Annotated in this window: 15 protein-coding genes; 13 read left to right on the top strand and 2 right to left on the bottom strand. The window is 69.9% G+C overall.

From position 1 onward, the window contains the following. Position 1 precedes the first annotated feature (1 nt). Positions 2 to 475 (bottom strand): hypothetical protein, encoded by a 474-nt coding sequence (locus tag ACIRSS_RS45385; protein WP_400907210.1) that lies wholly within the window; start codon positions 473 to 475, stop codon positions 2 to 4. A gap of 38 nt (positions 476 to 513) precedes the next feature. On the opposite strand from ACIRSS_RS45385, the gene ACIRSS_RS45380 reads away from it, so the two are divergent. The 5 genes from ACIRSS_RS45380 to ACIRSS_RS45360 all read left to right on the top strand — a co-directional run bounded on the left by ACIRSS_RS45380 (position 514) and on the right by ACIRSS_RS45360 (position 5352). Beyond that, positions 514 to 1005 carry a hypothetical protein gene (locus ACIRSS_RS45380; RefSeq protein ID WP_400907207.1) on the top strand — a complete coding sequence of 164 codons (492 nt, stop codon included), beginning with the start codon at positions 514 to 516 and terminating at the stop codon, positions 1003 to 1005. Between the two features lie 63 nt (positions 1006 to 1068). Next, positions 1069 to 1767: a hypothetical protein gene (locus ACIRSS_RS45375; protein ID WP_400907204.1), complete on the top strand. Its 699-nt coding sequence runs from the start codon at positions 1069 to 1071 to the stop codon at positions 1765 to 1767. A gap of 114 nt (positions 1768 to 1881) precedes the next feature. After that, positions 1882 to 2538, top strand: coding sequence for a DUF4255 domain-containing protein (locus tag ACIRSS_RS45370; protein WP_400907201.1), 657 nt, complete (start codon positions 1882 to 1884; stop codon positions 2536 to 2538). Then, positions 2535 to 4511: an ATP-binding protein gene (locus ACIRSS_RS45365; RefSeq protein ID WP_400907198.1), complete on the top strand. Its 1977-nt coding sequence runs from the start codon at positions 2535 to 2537 to the stop codon at positions 4509 to 4511. Before ACIRSS_RS45370 ends, ACIRSS_RS45365 begins: the two co-directional genes overlap by 4 nt. 103 nt (positions 4512 to 4614) lie before the next feature. Then, positions 4615 to 5352 (top strand): DUF4157 domain-containing protein, encoded by a 738-nt coding sequence (locus tag ACIRSS_RS45360; protein ID WP_400907195.1) that lies wholly within the window; start codon positions 4615 to 4617, stop codon positions 5350 to 5352. Positions 5353 to 5463: 111 nt separating this feature from the next. Here the strand turns inward: ACIRSS_RS45360 and ACIRSS_RS45355 are convergent, their stop codons facing one another. Beyond that, positions 5464 to 8754, bottom strand: a complete 3291-nt coding sequence (locus tag ACIRSS_RS45355) for a hypothetical protein (RefSeq protein WP_400907192.1) — start codon at positions 8752 to 8754, stop codon at positions 5464 to 5466. A gap of 190 nt (positions 8755 to 8944) precedes the next feature. On the opposite strand from ACIRSS_RS45355, the gene ACIRSS_RS45350 reads away from it, so the two are divergent. From ACIRSS_RS45350 to ACIRSS_RS45315, 8 genes are all read left to right on the top strand, one after another. Then, on the top strand, positions 8945 to 10498 hold the full coding sequence (locus tag ACIRSS_RS45350; RefSeq protein WP_400907189.1) for a phage tail sheath family protein: 1554 nt from the start codon (positions 8945 to 8947) through the stop codon (positions 10496 to 10498). A 15-nt stretch (positions 10499 to 10513) separates the two neighbouring features. Continuing rightward, positions 10514 to 10957 (top strand): phage tail protein, encoded by a 444-nt coding sequence (locus ACIRSS_RS45345; RefSeq protein ID WP_086842691.1) that lies wholly within the window; start codon positions 10514 to 10516, stop codon positions 10955 to 10957. Between the two features lie 4 nt (positions 10958 to 10961). Further along, positions 10962 to 11402 (top strand): hypothetical protein, encoded by a 441-nt coding sequence (locus ACIRSS_RS45340; RefSeq protein ID WP_400907185.1) that lies wholly within the window; start codon positions 10962 to 10964, stop codon positions 11400 to 11402. After that, positions 11399 to 11557 (top strand): DUF6760 family protein, encoded by a 159-nt coding sequence (locus tag ACIRSS_RS45335; protein WP_086682608.1) that lies wholly within the window; start codon positions 11399 to 11401, stop codon positions 11555 to 11557. The genes ACIRSS_RS45340 and ACIRSS_RS45335 overlap by 4 nt, the downstream gene beginning before the upstream one ends. Positions 11558 to 13751: 2194 nt before the next feature. Next, on the top strand, positions 13752 to 14000 hold the full coding sequence (locus tag ACIRSS_RS45330) for a hypothetical protein (protein ID WP_400907183.1): 249 nt from the start codon (positions 13752 to 13754) through the stop codon (positions 13998 to 14000). 11 nt (positions 14001 to 14011) lie between these two features. Beyond that, positions 14012 to 14458 carry a phage tail protein gene (locus tag ACIRSS_RS45325; protein WP_400907180.1) on the top strand — a complete coding sequence of 149 codons (447 nt, stop codon included), beginning with the start codon at positions 14012 to 14014 and terminating at the stop codon, positions 14456 to 14458. Between the two features lie 4 nt (positions 14459 to 14462). Continuing rightward, on the top strand, positions 14463 to 15224 hold the full coding sequence (locus ACIRSS_RS45320) for a LysM peptidoglycan-binding domain-containing protein (RefSeq protein ID WP_400907178.1): 762 nt from the start codon (positions 14463 to 14465) through the stop codon (positions 15222 to 15224). Continuing rightward, positions 15217 to 17040, top strand: coding sequence for a VgrG-related protein (locus ACIRSS_RS45315; RefSeq protein WP_400907175.1), 1824 nt, complete (start codon positions 15217 to 15219; stop codon positions 17038 to 17040). Before ACIRSS_RS45320 ends, ACIRSS_RS45315 begins: the two co-directional genes overlap by 8 nt. Positions 17041 to 17043 lie beyond the last annotated feature (3 nt).

The raw sequence follows: 17043 nt of genomic DNA, 5'->3' as shown, positions 1-17043 counted from the left end.
GTCAGTCCTCGCCGAGCTGGAGCAGGATGGCGAAGTGCGTGGCGTTCGCCCCGGCGACCACCCCGTCGAACGTGCAGCGGGTCACCGGCGACCAGCTGGTTTCCCCGCCCGGATCCTGGTTCGAGAACCACTCGGCGTCCTCGCCGAGCAGCGTCACGAGTTCTTCGGTGAGCTTCTTCGCGCGGGCGCCGTCCATGATGTCGTAGGTGTAGACCATGCTGCGCGAGGCCAGCTCGGTGAGACGTCGTCCCGCCAGCTCGCGCGGGATGGGCTCGAGTGCCGCGCCGACATCCGCGACGGAGATCGGCTTGTTCCTGGGGTCGATTTCCGGTTCCCAGCGCTCCTCCCCGGCGGCGGCGAGGGCGTGGACGTGCTCGGCCAGCGCGGTGCCGTCCCGCTCGCCGGAGACGGCGAAGACTTCGTTCCGGTTGCTCAGCCCGGCGACGAGCACGGCGAGCTGTTCGGTGATCCCCACCCCGCATATTCTGCCGCCCCGGCGGGTACCGTGCCGAAGTGGTCCAGGTCTTCATCCAGCCCGCCTACGGCACCTCCGACGCCCGCCGCTACGGAGCCGAGTCGCTCGAAAAGACCGTCGACTTCCGCGTGCACGCCGACCTGATCGAGCCGGCCGACCTCGCCCGCCTGAAGGCGCTGCACCCGGGCGGCCGGGCCCGGTTCTGGGGCGCCAAGGACAAGTACGACCACCGCATGGACACCGTGACCACCGGCGACGTCGTGCTGTTCACCGGCCGCAAGCACGTCCAGGCCACCGCCGAAGTCGGCCACGGCTTCCGCAACCCCGCCTTCGCGCGTCGATTGTGGAACCCGGATCCCGGGAAGTGCTTGTTCAGCAACGTCTACAGCCTCCGCCGCTACGAGCGGGTCGGGATGCCGTACGAGGAGCTCTGGGCGTTGCCCGGCTTCAACGTCGGCGACAACTTCATGGGCCTGCGGTTCCTCGACGAGACGAAGTCCGCCGCGGTCCTGGACTTGCTCCGAACGTGACAAATGCCGGTCAGTTCCACGCCGACGCGCCACGAGCGCGGAGATCGCCTCGATGATGGGCGCGTGGGGCGGTGGATCACCAAGGACGGCAAGCGGATCTACATCCGCGACAAGGGGACGGGCGTCGTGGTCGCCGCGACGATCGGCCTGGCGGTCGCCGGCGGCGGGGTGAGCGTGCTCGGTGGCGCGGCCGGCGGGGGCGGGGCGGCGGAGGCGTTGGCGGGCAACACCGCCGGCGACGTCGTCGACTCGCTGCCGGGGCGGTCGCTGAAGACCCGCCGTGGGGAGGCGCGTGAGTCGGCCAAGCGCGGCAAGGCCGACGAAGCCTGGAGCCGGCTGAAGCTCAAGGAGCTCAAACGCGTGGCCCGGCACGAGGGCGACTGCCTCGCGGCCGCGACCGACCGGGTCCACGACTTCCTGGCCAAGACGCCGTGCACGTCGCTGGACCGGATGCTGCTCGCGGTCGGGGACGGCCACGGCAACGCCGCGGTCATCTCGGTCGTGCGGGTCGGCTTCCGGTCGGCGAAGCAGGCCGCCGCGTTCGAGAAGGTCGAAGCCGTCCAAGGCAGCGGCGACGTGCGGCCCCTCGAGATCGCGGCCGTCCTCGGCGTCGCCGGGGTGCGGATGACCGGGCTGCACTACCAGCCCCGGGCCGACGGCCACGGCATGGTCGTCGCGGAGGCCGACACCGCGACCGGGCACGTCGGCGGCGACACCCTCGACGCGCTCGCCGACGTCGCCGCCTACCTGCCGGTCCGGTGACCGCCCTGCCCGTACGGGCAGCCCGGCGTACCCGAAGGTCTGCCGCTGCGCGGCTGTCCGACCGGCCGCTCAGCGCTCATCGTGGATAGACCGCCAGCCCGAGGAGGTCCGCCGGTGATCCACGAGGTCGACGAGGCGCTGCGGCGGCTGGTGAAGGACGAGGCGCTGCGCGGCAGCGAGGTCGACATCGCCTTCGAGGCGCCGACGAAGGACTGGGCCGCCCGGCGCAACGCCCCCACCGTCAACATCTACCTCTACGACGTCCGCGAGGACATGCGCCGCCGCTCGCGGGGACTGCTCAGCGAGTACGACCAGCGCGGCCAGATCGCCGCGCGGCACCTGCCGCCCAAGCACGTCAAGCTGTCCTACCTGGTCACCGCCTGGACCCAGCGCCCCGAAGACGAACACCGCGTGCTGTCGGACCTGCTGCTCGGCCTGCTGCGCCACGAAGCCGTCCCGGCCGAGGTGCTCTCCGGCTCGCTGGCCGAAATGGGGCTGCCGGTGCCGATGACCGTCGCGCTGCCGCCGCCGGAAGACCGCGCGTTCGCCGACGTCTGGACCGCGCTCGGGGGCGAGCTCAAACCGTCGCTCGACGTCGTCGTCTCGGCGCCGATCCACAGTGGACGCGTCTACCCCGCCGGACCGCCGGCCAAGGAAGGCCTCCAGCTCGGCACCGGCGGCGACCGCGTCGGGCACCACGTGTCCGACGCCGGCGCGGTCGACGGCCAGCGCCGCGTCGCCATGGCGCGGGACCACCGGAAGTCCCGGTGAGCCAGGGGTACCTGTTCGAGCGGGTCGCCCGGCTCGAACAGCGCATCCGCGACGCCGTCGACAGCCGCCGCGCGGCCGACCAGAACCCCGACGACCCGTTCCGCGGGCTGTACCTGTCGCACGAGGCGATCGACGCGCTGCTGGACAGCCATCGGGAGCCGTTCACCCCGTTCGCCGACTCCGTGCCGGACGGCAGGCTGCGCCCGCTCGCCGACCGCGCGGGCCTCACCGGCGTCGACGTCGAACTGCTGCTCGTCGCGCTGGCCCCCGACCTGGACAGCCGGTTCGAGCAGTTCTACGGCTACCTCAACGACGACGTGACGCGGCGCCGCGCGACCGCCGGGCTGGCGCTGCGCCTGTGCGGGATCCCCGAGGCCTCGGCCGCCGGCCGCGCCCGGCTCGACGCCGACTCCCCGCTGCTCACCTGCGGCCTGCTCACCATCGGCGACGACGACCGGCCGTTCCTCTCCCGTACGCTGCGCGTCCCCGACCGGGTGGTGAACCACCTGCTGGGCGACGACCGCCTCGCGCCCGAGCTCGCCGGCTGCGCGCACCTGGGCACCGAGCTCGTCGAAGTGCCCGGCCGCGACCGGCTCGCCCGCGCGATCGGTGACCGCGTCGGGCTGGTCTACCTGAAGGAGCTCCCCGGGGGCGGCGCGGAAGAACTGGGCGTCGGCGCGCTGGCCGCGGCCGGATTCCCGGCGCTGGTGGTGGACGCGGCGCGCTGGCAGGCCGAGCTCGAGCTGACGCCGTCGCTGCGGCGGGAAGCGTTGCTGCGCGGCGCCGGAATCGTGCTCGGCCCGGTGGAGGACCCGCGGCTGGAAGACCTGGCACACCCGGCGGTCCCGCTGGTCGTGCACGGCACGGGGGCGTGGGACCCGCGGTGGAGCGCGACCGCGCCGTTGCAGCTCGACGCGTCGCCGCTGCCCGCCGCCCGGCGCGCGGAACTGTGGCGCAGCAGGCTCGAGGGCAAGCTCGCCCCAGACGTCGACCCCGGAGAAGCCACCGCGCACTTCGTGCTGGGGCCCGGGCAGATCGCGCGCGCGGCGAAGGCCGCGTCGGTGACCGCGCTGGCCGACGGCGGGCTCGTCCGGACGACGCACCTGCGCGCGGGCGCGCGCAGCCAGAACGCCGCCGGGCTGCAGCGGCTCGCGCGGCGGATCGAACCGGCGGTCGGCTGGCCGGACCTGGTACTGCCGGCCGGGGTGCTGTCGCTGCTGGACGAGCTGGCCGCGCGGGCGCGCTACCGCGACCAGGTGCTCGACGAGTGGCGGATGCGGCCGGGCGGCGGGCGCGGCCGGGGCGTGACGGGGCTGTTCGCGGGGGATTCGGGGACCGGCAAGACGATGTCGGCCGAAGTCGTGGCCGCGTCGCTGGGGCTGGACCTGTACACGGTGAACCTGGCGACGGTGGTGGACAAGTACGTCGGGGAGACGGAGAAGAACCTGGAGCGGATCTTCACCGAGGCGTCCGGGGTCAACGCGGTGCTGCTGTTCGACGAGGCGGACGCGATCTTCGGCAAGCGGTCGGAGGTCCGCGACGCGCACGACCGCTACGCGAACATCGAAAGCGCGTACCTGTTGCAGCGGATGGAGACGTTCGACGGCATCGCGGTGCTGGCGACGAACTTGCGCGCGAACCTCGACGAGGCGTTCACCCGGCGGCTCGACGTGATCGTGGACTTCCCGCTGCCGGACGTCGAGCTCCGCCACCGGCTGTGGGACCGCTGCCTCGGCACCCGGCTCCCGCGCGCGTCGGACCTGGACCTGGGGTTCCTGGCGGGGGCGTTCGAGCTGGCGGGCGGGCACATCCGCTCGGCCGCGGTGACGGGCGCGTACCTGGCGGCGGAGGCGGGCCGCCCGGTGGCGATGAACGACCTGGTCGGCGCGGTCGCCCGGGAGTACCGCAAGCTGGGCCGGCTGTGCCTGGACCGCGAGTTCGGGCCGTACCTGGCGCTGGTGACGGAGGGCTGAGCTGCCCATTCGGGCAGCGTTTCCCGCCCTTGTGGCCGCGCACGCCAATCTGGTGCGGCGATCGTCGTCGCGGCAAGCTGAACGGGCGGCGGAGGGAGCGGCCATGCGCGGGCACAGTCACGAGAACGACGTCGAACCGAGTGCGCGACCCCGGGGTGATCGGGTTTCGCAGGATTCGGACATCCTCGGCCGCGCCGCGGCCGCCGGCCGGTGCGACGTCCTGGGCCCGGAGGGGATGCTGGGCCTGCAGCGCGCGGTCGGCAACGCCGGGACGGCGTCCCTGGTGGAGGAGGAGCGTTCGCCGGTCCACGACGTCGTCTCGTCGGGTGGTGGCTCGCCTTTGGACACCTCGACGCGCGCAGACATGGAGTCCCGCTTCGGTGCGGACTTTTCCGACGTCCGGGTCCATACCGACGGAGCGGCGCACGAGTCGGCCAAGTCGGTCAGTGCGCAGGCTTACACGGTGGGGTCGAACATCGTCTTCCAGCGGGACCAGTACGACCCGTCTTCCGCGGGTGGCCAGCACATGCTGGCGCATGAGTTGACTCATGTGGTTCAGCAGCGGAGTGGTCCCGTTGAGGGGACGGATGTCGGGGGCGGGGTGAAGGTTTCGAGTCCGTCGGACCGGTTTGAGCGCGAGGCAGTGGCCAATGCGGATCGGCTGATGTCGGCGCCGGCCGGGGTCCAGCGTTGCGAGGACGGCGCGGCGCACGAGGAGCCGGTGCAGCGGATGACTGTTCAGCGCGAGGAAGAGGCTCCTGCCGCCGAAGAGGGCGAAGAGGAAAAGATGGCGCAGACGTTCGTGCAGCGTGAGGAAGAGTCGGAAGAAGACGCTTCATAGTCGATCGGAATCTGTTCGCCAGGATTTCTACTGTTGATGCTCAGTGCGGACAATCGAAACGGCAGCCTGTCGCACGGATCGACGTGGCGGATGTGCCCAAGTTGGCAGGGTTCAGTGACCGATGCGGACGGCACTTAGATTTTGTAGTTCTTCGTTCAGTGTCTGCGCCTTTTGAGCGAGCTTGCGCTTGGTCTCAGTGCCGATATCGCTATCGTCGACTTCGCGTCCAAGTTTTTGCTTCATGGCCGCTAGAATGTCCCATACTTCGATCTTGACCTTGTGGGAATCACGAAGCTCGCTGAGGTCCTCCTTCGAGGTGGACCCAACAGCGCTCCCTTCTCCTTCATAAATGCTCGCGACCTGAATCGTGAGGTTGATGTCATGCTTCGGCCGAACTCGCCCTCTCTCGTCTTGGCCTGCTTCCTTCAGCATCTTGAAGCTCATGATCGCGGTCGTGCACTCACTGCATGGCGATCGGGTTACTTGTAGGACGATGTCAACGGGCTTCCCCGGGGTAGTGACATGCTTCCACTTCCGGTTGATCATGGTCAGACACTTGCGCTCGGCGTGGCGCCCCTTGGCGCGCGAGGTCGTGATGTGCTGGCCATTGACTGTGGCGATGCACGTCGTGCCTTCGCTGAAGTCGAGATCATCAAGCTTCAGATGCATGTTCGCGAGTACTTTTGCCGCTGCCGCGGAGGGCGAGCAGGTGACCATGACGTCGAAGACGCCGGCCTTGCCTTCTGAACGCTCGAGCGCCAGGCGTTTGAGACCTTTTGGCTGGTACTTGTTGTAGATCCCCTGCAGAATCGACCGCACTTCGCCCGCGTCTGCAGACCGGGGCAGCTTGCTCGCTATCTCCGCGTTGACTTGAGTTCGGACATCGTCAGGTCTATCTTTCTGTTCCTTCTTCTTGCCCTTGAGCTTCGACCAGACTTTCTTCCCCGCCTTGACGACCGTCCCCACGACGGAGTCGATCACCTTGCCCACCGGAGCCTGGACCTTCTCCAGCACCGACTTGATCTTCTCCGAAATCCCACCCAACCCCAGCAAACTCGCCAAGAACCCCAAGACCATCGGCAACGCCTTGCCCAGCGTCCGCTCGATCAACCCGGCCACGGCCCCAGCCCCACCCCGGGCGATCGACTCCACCGAGTCCAAAACCGAATCCACGAACTCCTTGATCTGCGAAGCCTTCTCCACGAAGAACATCACGATGTCGTAGATCGCCTTGCAGGCCTTGATGAACGCCGCCGCGGGGTTGAGGAGGGAAATGATCCACGTGATTCCCGCCTTGACGATCTTCTCGATGACGAATTCCTTGATCTGGCCGAGCACCATCTCCTTCAGGTCACCGAGCTTGGAAACGACCCAGCGCCACAGTCCCGGCACGCCCTCGGTGATCAGGATCTTGACCACCTCGAACGTCTGCTCCAGCTTGGCCAGCACCGGCTCCGGGATGAACCGCAGGATCCGCGCCCGGACGCTCGCCCACGTCAGGCCGAGGATCGACAGGACCATCTTCAAGATGCCCTTCGCGTCCAGTGCCTCCGGGATCTCGATGCCCGCGCTCGCCAGGTTGCCCAGCAGCCAGCCCTTCAGGCCCTCCTTGAGGTGCTGGACGATGTTGGCGCCGAAGTTCATCACCCCGGTCTTCACCGCGTTGACCAGGTTGCCGAGGAACTCGATCGGCTTCCTGATGATCAGCTCGACCGCGTTCGCGGCGCGGGACAGCACTCCGAGCAGCAGGTTCTTCAGCGAGAGGATCGTCTCGATCGCGCCGCCGACCGCCTCCTTCGCCTTGCTCCACAGGCCCTTGTTCTCCGCCTGCAGCGCCTTGATCTCCTCGTCGACGGCCGTGCGGGCTTCGGTGTACTTCTGCGCCAGGTCTTCGACCAGCGACTGCTGCTTCTCGTCGACCGACTTCTCCAGGTCGTCGAACTGCCCGCCGAACTCCTTCGCCGCCTCGCCCGCGATCTTGCGCAATGCCGGCGACTGCGACTCGACCTTCTGCTTGACCCTCGAACGGCCGTCGAGAATCAGCTGTTTCGCCTCGCCCAGCCTCTCGCCGACGAAGTCCGCGATCTCGCCGATGACCCCCTGCATCTTGACCTCGTAGACCTTCTTGGCCTCGAGGAACAGGTTGTTCGCTTCGGCGGGCAGGTCGGCGAACAGGTCGTACGCCCAGCGCGCCGCGCCGGTGATCCCGTCGTAGCGCTCGTCCTTGTAGCGCTTCATCCGGGCCTGGTGGTCGGCGGTGAACGCCGCCTTGGCCTGCGCCTCACCCGCCTCGAACTTCTTCGCCACCTGGTCGTCCAGCGCGCCCAGCACGCCCTCGACCTTCGTCTTCGTCTCGTCGAAGATCGCCTTGATCTCCCCGGTGATCCGCGCCCGGTCCTGCTCGTCCTTCGTCTTCGTCGCCGACTTGGCCGCCTGCCCGCGCTGGGCCGACGACGAACGCGCGCCCGTCATGCCCGCCATCGCGGCCTGCCCGGACGCCTGCGCCGCGCCGGTGACGGCCGCCAGCTGCCCGGCCTCCGACGAGCGGACCGCCTCCGGCGCCGACGCCGTGTGCTGCTCGCCTTCCTGCTTCGCCGCCAGCGCGCCGGTGAACTCCGGCTCGTTGGACTGCGCCAGCTGCTCGTCGGTGACGCCCGCGGCGGCCATCGCCCCGTGCGTCTCGCACTGGTCGGCGCGCAGGTCCGTCTGCTCGGGCGGGGCCTTGTCCGGGGTGGCCTTGCGCGGGTCCGGCGGCGCCAGCGCGGGTGGCGCCGGGCCCGGCGGCAGCGGGGTGACCGGCTTTTCGACCGCACGGCTGGGGTCCGGCGCTTCCTTCGTCCGGTCGGCGACGTCCTTGGCCGAAGCGTCCTTGCCGCCGGTGACCTTGCCCAGCACCTCGGTCTTGACCTGGTCGGCCTTGCCGGACGAGGCGAACTTGTCGGCCTCGTCGAGGTTCTTCGGCGCCTGCTTGGCGATGGCGGCGTTCACCGCGGCGATGAACGCCGCCTTGTCGAACCCCGCCGGTTTCGCCGCCGCCATCTTGTCCGCCTGGGCGGCCTTGGCCTGCGCGTCCTTGTCGTCGGCGGGCGCGACGGCGGCGTCCTGCGCCTTCTTGACCTCCGCGCCGGCGGGCGGGTGCGCCTTCGCCGCCTTGCCCTGCGCGCCGACGTCCTTCGCCAGCGACTGGAACTTCGGGTCGGCCGCGGGCGTGACACCGGGGGGCGCGACCGGGGGAGCGGGACAGCCTTGCCGCTGCAGCGCGACCAGCCCCGTCACCGCGGCGTTGCCGGCCGAGGCCTGCAGGCGCAGCAGCACCGGCGGCGACGCCCGGCGCGCGGGCCCGGCCGCCCGCGCGGGCTGCGCGGACGGTTCCCGTGGCGCGTTGTCCCGCCGCGTTGGCATGACTCCACTCTCGGCCCGCGGCGGCGGGTTGCCAACGGCCGGACGGGCGGCCCGGCCTGCCCGAACGGGCAGCTGCCTTTAAGGGCAGAGATCGGTTCCCGCGGGCCTATCCGTGCGGTCGTACCGCCGCAGGCGCGCGGGCAGCACGATCGCCGATGTCAAGACTTGTGCGTCGACCAGGGAGGCCCGCATGCCCACCTATCTCACGCCGGGGGTGTACGTCGAGGAGATCGAGGCGGGCGCACGGCCGATCGAGGGCGTGGGCACCGCCGTCGCCGCCTTCGTCGGCTTCGCGGCGGACGGTCCCTTCAACACCCCGACGCTGGTCTCCAACTGGGGCCAGTTCACCCAGACCTTCGGCGACTTCGTCGAAGGCTGCTACCTGGCCCAGTCCGTCTACGGCTACTTCCTCAACGGCGGCACCAACTGCTACATCGTCCGCGTCGGCGGCTCGCGCGCCCAGGACAACGGCTCCGGGCCGAAGCAGCTCACCGCGCGCCAGGCCGTGCTCGGCGGCTACCGCTTCGTCGCCAAGGAGTTGCCGGAGGGCAAGCAGGCCGGCGAGATCACCGTCGAGGTGGCCGAGCCGACCGGCGAAAACCCCGCCGACGACCGGTTCACGGTGCTCGTCAAGCAGGACGGCAAGGTCGTCGAAACCCACAACGTGACGACCAAGCGCACCAAGGAGAACGTCGTCACGGCGGTGCGGGAGAAGTCGAGCTTCATCACCGTCGAAGAGGCGGCGACCGGCGGCACGCTCACCAAGCCCGAGAAGGGCACCGCGACGCTCACCGAGCCGCCGAAGGAACCGCAGGAGCCGCCGGTGCCGCGCCGCGTCGGGGCCGGCGACTACGTCGGCGACGTCGCCGACCGCACCGGGTTCGGCGGCCTCGAAGCGATCGACGAGATCACCATGGTCGCGGCGCCGGACCTGATGGCCGCCTACCAGCGCGAGCTGCTGGACCTCGACACCGTCAAGGCCGTGCAGCTGGCGATGATCGCCCACTGCGAGCTCATGGGCGACCGGATGGCGATCATCGACCCGCCGCCGTCGCTCAACCCGCAGGAGATCCGCAGCTGGCGGATGGACGCGGCTGGCTACGACTCGAAGTACGCCGCCCTGTACTACCCCTGGGTCCAGGTGCTCGACCCCGCTACCGGGACCAATACGTACATCCCGCCGAGCGGGCACATGGCCGGTGTGTGGGCTCGCACCGACGCCACCCGCGGCGTCCACAAGGCACCGGCCAACGAGGTCGTCCGCGGCGCGCTCGCCCTCGAGACGCACCTGACGAAGGCCGAACAGGAACTGCTCAACCCGATCGGCGTCAACTGCGTGCGCTCGTTCTCGGGCAAGGGCATCCGGGTCTGGGGCGCGCGGACGCTCTCGAGCGACCCGGCGTGGCGCTACCTCAACGTCCGGCGGCTGTTCAACTACCTCGAGGAGTCGATCCTCGGCGGCACGCAGTGGGTCGTGTTCGAGCCGAACGACGACGCGCTGTGGGCCCGGATCCGGCGCACGATCAGCGCGTTCCTGGTCATGGAGTGGCGCAAAGGCGCGTTGTTCGGGCTCACCCCGGACGAGGCCTTCTTCGTCAAGTGCGACCGCGAGACCAACCCGGCCGAGGGCATCGACCTCGGCCAGGTGATCTGCGAAGTCGGCATCGCCCCGGTGAAACCGGCGGAGTTCGTGATCTTCCGGCTGGCCCAGATGTCCGGCGGCACCAGCCTCGTCAACGAGTGATGAAAGGGCTTCGCAATGGCACTTCCCGATCTTGACAAGGCGGTAGGCCACTCCTTCGGGCTCGAGATCGACGGCGTCCAGATCAAGCAGATCTCCGAGGTCTCCGGCCTCAAGATGGAGCAGGACGTCATCGAGCTCAAGCAGAACACCGTCGACGGCAAGTACGTCATCAAGAAGCTGCCCGGCCGCCCGAAGGCGGGCGAGGTCACGCTGACCCGCGGCCTCACCGAGGACAACAGCTTCGAGAAGTGGGTCAAGGACGCCCACTTCGGCAAGATGGCGACGGCCCGCAAGGGCGGCGCCATCATCGTCTACGACTACGAGGGCACCGCGCTCAAGCGCTACAAGCTCACCAACGCCTGGCCGAAGAGCCTGGAGATCGGCGCGCTGAAGGCCGGCGACACGAGCGTGCTCACCGAGAAGCTCGTCATCACCTACGAGCAGATGGAAGTCGAGTGAGCCGATGCGCAGGGTGATGGCGTCGGCGCCGCTCGAGGAAGCCCCCTCGGAGGAGCCTCAGGCCGAGCGGCCGAAGCTGCGGACGGAGTTCGCGTTCGAGCTCCCGCGCGGGTACGTCGACGACGAGGGCAAGGTCCACCACTCCGGGGTGATGCGGCTGGCGACCGCGCGGGACGAGCTGATCCCGCTGCGCGACGACCGGGTGCGCGAGAACTCGGCGTTCCTCACCGTGGTGCTGCTGGCCCGGGTCGTCACCCGGATCGGCGACATCACCGACGTGCACGCCGGGGTCATCGAGAACCTGTTCGCCTCGGACCTGGCGTTCCTGCAGGACATGTACCGCCGGATCAACAGCGAAGGCCACACCCGGGCGGGCGTCGCGTGCCCCGAGTGCGGCCACAGCTTCGTCGTCGACGTCGCCGGTGGCCGCCTGGGGGAATCGTGACGTACGCGGCCGGCCGGCTGCACGAGGAAGTCGCGTACGTCGCCTACCACCTGCACTGGTCGCTCGACGACATCCTCGACCTCGAACACCCCGACCGGTTGACCTACGTCGCCGAGATCGCCCGGATCAACACCCGGATGAGCCAGGGACGGTGACACGGCGATGTGGTGGAACAGGAAGGAGGCGCCCCCGGCCGCGTTGCCGGTGACGCGCGCGGAGTGGCGCGGTGTGCCACCGATCCAGCGGGTGCTCGACGAGCATCCGCTGGTCAACCCGGTGCAGCGGTTCAGTGCGTCGTTGACGTCGTGGCGGAGCCCGGCCTACCTCGAGCCGCTCGGGCACCAGGTCGGCGCGGACGAGCCGGCCGGCGTCATCGGCGACCTCGCCCGGCCCCGGCCGCTCGAGACGCCGGCGCCGGCCATGCCGGTGGTGCAGCGCGCGGTCCGCAAGCGGAGCGGGCTGTCCCGGCTGTGGGGTGCGCCAGTGCAGCGTGACGTCTCACCGGAGGTGCCTTCGGAGCCGGTTTTCGCGCCGGAGCCTGCTTTGGAGTCGCCGCTGGTGTTGCCGGTGGCGTCGCGGGAGGTCGTGCGGCCGTTGACGTCCGCGACGGTCGTTCCGCCGATGCGGACCGTGCAGGCGATCGTGGAGCAGTCCCCTGTGGAGCAGTCCCCTGTGGACGTTCCGGTCGCCTCCCCGTCCGAGCCAGCGCTGCCGGTCGTGCAGCGGATCGAGCAGGCGACGCCCCGACGGCTCGGCCTCGGTGCGCCGATACCGGGTGCTGAGCTGCCGGTATCGCGGGCGGCCGAGGTGCCGCCGGTCAACTCGTTCCGCCCGCTCGACACGTCGGAGAACGGGTCCGGGCCCCCGCCACCGGAGGCACCTTTGCCGGTGGCGCGAGCCGTTGAGACGCCGGTTGACCCGACACCGCCGCCGACGGCGCAGGTGACCGAGACCCGTCCGACGGTGGGACCGGTGCAGGACTCAACCCCGTCGGCGAGTCCTGCCCTCCCGGTGGCGCAGACCTCGCGGGACTCGGCGGCGACCGAGACCGCGGTCGCTCCGGCGGCACGGCCGGCGCGGGACTCGCCCGTTCCGCCAAGGCAGCAAACCGCGCAGGAGTTGCCAGCGAGGGCGATCGAGTCTGCGGCCCTTCCGGTGGCGCGAGCGGTGCAGGATTCCCCGCACCCCACTCCCGCTCTGCCGGTGAAAACGGCGGTACAGGACCCACCGCTTCCGGTTGCTCGCATTGCTGAAACCCCGCCGCTCGTGGCCAGCCGAGCAACGCACGAAACCGTGCTCCCGGTGACACGAGCGACTGTCCCAGGGGAGCAGGCGGCGCATGAGTCGCCGCTCCGCCCAGAGGAGCCGACGCTCCCGGTGGCCCGCGCGATCGAAGCCCCCGCAACGGAACCGCTGGCACACGAGCCACAGCTCCCGATAGCACGAGCGATCGAAGCTCCCATCCTCGCAACGGAACGGGCAGCCCACGAGCCGCCGCTCCCGGTTACCCGTGCGACGGGCCCAGCGGAAGGGCAGGCCCACGAGCCGCCGTTACCGGTGGCACGAGCAATCGAAGCTCCGACCCTCGCGGCGAAACAGCTGCCAGCGGCCCAGTCGATCGACGTTCCCACGCTCCCAGCGGAACGGGCGGCCCATGAACCGCTGCTCCCGGTGGCACGAGCAATCGAAGCGCCCGCCCTAGCAGCGAAGCAGCTCCCGGCCGCCGCCCATGCGATCCACGTTCCCACGCTCCCAGGAGAACGGACGGCCCATGAGACAGCGCTCCCGGTAGCACGAGCAATCGAAACGCCGGTCCTCCCGATCGAACGGCAGGCCCATGTGCCACTGCTCCCAGTGGCACGAGCAACCGAAATGTCCGTCCTCCCGACGGAACGGCAGGCCCATGTGCCACTGCTCCCAGTGGCACGAGCAACCGAAATGTCCGTCCTCCCGACGGAACGGCAGGCACAAGGGCCATTGCTCCCGGTAGCACGGGCGATCGAAACGTCCCTCCTCCCGACGGAACGGCAGGCCCGTGGGCCACTGCTCCCAATCGCACGAGCAATCGAAACCCCCGTACTCCCGACGGAACAGCAGGCACACGAGCCACTGGTCCCGGTAGCCCGAGCGACCGAAGCCCCCACCCTCGCAGCGGAACGCCCGACACCTGACCCACTGCTCGCGGTGGCACGCACGATCCCAGCGGAACGGCAGCAGCACGACTCGCAGCTCCCGATAGCACGAGCGATCGAGACCCCCAGCCTCCCAGCGAGACTGCTGCCGCCCCAGCAACCCCTCCCGCTCCCGCCCGAAGTCCCCATGGCCCGAGCAACCCCGCTGCCCCTCCCCGTGGCCCGCACGATCGAGGCCCCGCCGCCCACCAGCACCCATGACGAACCCACCCAGCCAACGCCCATCCCGCAAACCGACGCCCCAGCGATCCAGCGCGCCCCGGAACCGGCACCGTCACCCGCCGCGCCGCAGCCGGAAACCGAAGAGCTCGTCAAGAAACTCTTCGACCCTCTCCTGCGGCGCCTCAAGACCGAACTCCGACTCGACCGTGAGCGCCGGGGTGCGCTCACCGATCGCCCGCACTGAAGGAGATGCCGATGCCGGACACCGAAGAGGCCGTCGCCGTGTGTTACGTCGTGAAGCTGGACGACAAGAACCTCGGCAACCTCGGCGCGTTCTCCAGCTGCGACGGGCTCGGCTGCGAGTTCGTCATGGAACAGCGGGAAGAGGGCGGCAACAACGGCATGGTCTGGCAGCTGCCGACCCGGATCAAGTACTCGAACATCAAGCTCTCCAGACCCGTCACCCAGGCCAGCGCGCAGATCACCAAGTGGTTCGCCAGCCTGGCGAGCGGCATCGAACGCAAGACCGCCACCATCGAGGCCCGCACGCTCGAAGGCAAGGTGATCGCCAGCTGGGCCCTCGAAGGCGTCGTGCCGGTGCGCTGGAGCGGGCCGCAGCTCTCGCCCGACTCGCCCAAGGTCGCCACCGAAACCCTCGAACTGGCCCACCACGGGTTCCTCAGCCCGGCGAAGAAGGGCTGATCCGATGCCCTCGCCCGTCACCTTCACCTCGGCCGGCTCCCAGTCCACGGCGGCCTACAGCTCAGGCGCGCCCAGCAACCTCCAGCGCGCGGTGCTGAAAGTCCACAAGCCGCCGCAGTCCGGCGGGACCGGGCAGCCGCCCGGCGACTGGATGTTCGACATCGAGTTCCAGTTCAACCCCAAGGAGTTCTCGGTCAGCAAGAACGCCAAATGGGGCCGGGACGCCCAGCCCAACGCCAAGAAGAGCGCGCCGCCGCAGTTCAAGGGGTCCGATCCGGCGAAGCTCGCGCTGGAGATGTTCATCGACGCCACCGACAAGATGAACGACGCCGTCGTCAAGAAGGTCGAGCAGCTGTTCACCTGCTGCGTGGCCACCGAGGACAGCCGTCAGCACAAGAAGCCCTCACCGCCATGGGTGATCTTCAAGTGGGGTGGCATGACCGGCTTCCCCGCCTACGTCGCGTCCGTCACCGCGAAGTACACGCTGTTCACGCCGTCGGGGACGCCGGTGCGCGCGGTCTGCACGGTCAACCTCGAGGAGATCTCCGGCGAGCTGGGCGGGCAGAACCCGACGTCCGGCGCGCTCGCCGCCCGGGACACGCACGTGCTCGTCGCCGGGGACTCGCTGCCCTCGGTCGCGTTCCGCGCCTACGGCGACGCCGGGAAGTGGCGCGCGATCGCCGACGCCAACGACATCGACGACCCGATGCGGCTGCGGCCCGGCACCCGGCTCCTGGTGCCGGCGCTGGAGGAGCTCGATGGCTAACGAAACCTTCACGAACACCCTCGTGGTCGAGGTCGAAGGCACCGCGCTGCCCGACGACGTCCGGGTGATGCTCGGCTACGCCTACGTCGACGACAGCCGGAACCTGCCGGACACCTTCGTGCTGCGCTTCCGCGACCCCGGGGCCGTCGTGCTGGAGAAGGGCAAGTTCAAGGTCGGGGCGAAGATCAAGCTCAAGGTCCAGACGTCCGACCCCGAAGCCCCGCAGGACCTGCTCTCGGGCGAGGTCACCGCGGTCGCCGTCGACCTGGACCCGCACGGCACGTTCACCGAGGTCCGCGGGTACGACCACGCGCACCGGCTGTTCCGCGGCCGCCGGGTCGCGGCGTACCCGAACATGACGATCGCGGACGTGGTGCGCAAAGTCGCCCGGCGCGCGAACCTGCCCACCGGGAAGATCGACGACGTCAAGGGCTTCGGCGGCCGGCCGAACACCCAGCTGAGCCAGGACAACGTCAGCGACTGGGAGTTCCTGTCCCGGCTGGCCGACGCGGTCGGCGCGCAGATCGCCGTCCGGGACGGGAAGCTGAACTTCGAGCTGCCGGAGAAGCCGTCCGGCGCGCCCTCCACGAGCACCAAGGCGACCGCCGACCCGCTGGTCCTCGAAGCCCACGGGACGCTGCTCAGCCTGCGCGCCAGCGTCACCGCGGCCGAGCAGGTCCCCGAGGTGCGGGTCAACGGCTGGGACTACGAGAACAAGCAGCCGATCACCGCCACCGCGACCCCGAAGAACGCGGGCACGGACGTGCCGGGGGTGGATCCGGTCGCCCTGGCCGGGAAGTTCGCGAGCCCGCCCTTCCTCGACGCCGCCGCACCGCGGCGCACCCAGGGCGAGGCGGACGCGACCGCCAAGGCGCTGGCCGACCGGTTCGGCGGCGCCTGCACCGAACTCGACGGCGTCGCGAAGGGCAACCCGAAGCTGCGCGCGGGCGCCGCCGTCACGCTCACCGGCGTCGGCCAGCCCTTCTCGGGCAAGTACACGCTCACCAGCACCCGCCACCTGTTCAACGAGGAGGTCGGCTACACCACCGAGTTCGCCGTGTCGGGACGCCAGGAACGCTCGCTGTACGGCTTGGTCGCCGGCGGGGCGAAGCACTCGTCGTGGGCGGGGGTCGTCCCCGCGCAGGTGACCGACCTCAAGGACCCGGCGAAGCTCGGCCGCGTCAAGCTCACGTTCCCGTGGCTGGACAAGGAGTTCACCAGCACCTGGGCACGCACGGTCCAGGCGGGTGCGGGCCACGACCGCGGCGCGCTGGTGCTGCCCGAAGTCGGTGACGAGGTCCTGGTGGGTTTCGAACACGGCGACTTCGAAGCACCCTACGTGCTCGGCGGCCTCTACAACAGCAAGGACACGGCGCCGTCGAAGTTCACCAAGCCCGTCGTGGACGGCAACAGCGGCGAGGTGGCGCTGCGCGGGTTCGTCTCGCGCAAGGGCCACAAGCTGGAGTTCGCCGAGGAGGACGGGATCACGCTGTCCTCCGGCGACGCGAAGTTCGTCGTCAAGATCGACCAGAAGAACCAGGTCATCGAGGTGACCAGCGGCAAGAGCGTCACGGTGAAGGCGCAGAACGGCGTGAGCATCGACGCCGGCGCCGGGCCGCTGGAGCTCAAGGGCCAGAAGGTCACCGTGAAGTCCCAGACCGACGCCAGCGTCGAGGCGGGAGCGCAGCTGAAGCTGAACGGGACGGCCGGGGTGAAGGTCGAGGGCGCCACCGTGTCGGTCGCGGGCCAGGGCCAGACGGAGCTGACCGCGAGCGGTGTCGTCACCGTGCGCGGCAGCGTGGTCAAGATCAACTGACGG

Source organism: Amycolatopsis sp. NPDC101161, assembly GCF_044768185.1.
GTDB lineage: Bacteria > Actinomycetota > Actinomycetes > Mycobacteriales > Pseudonocardiaceae > Amycolatopsis.
The sequence above is the reverse complement of the archived record's forward strand: the minus strand, read 5'-3'. Positions and strand labels throughout refer to the sequence as shown.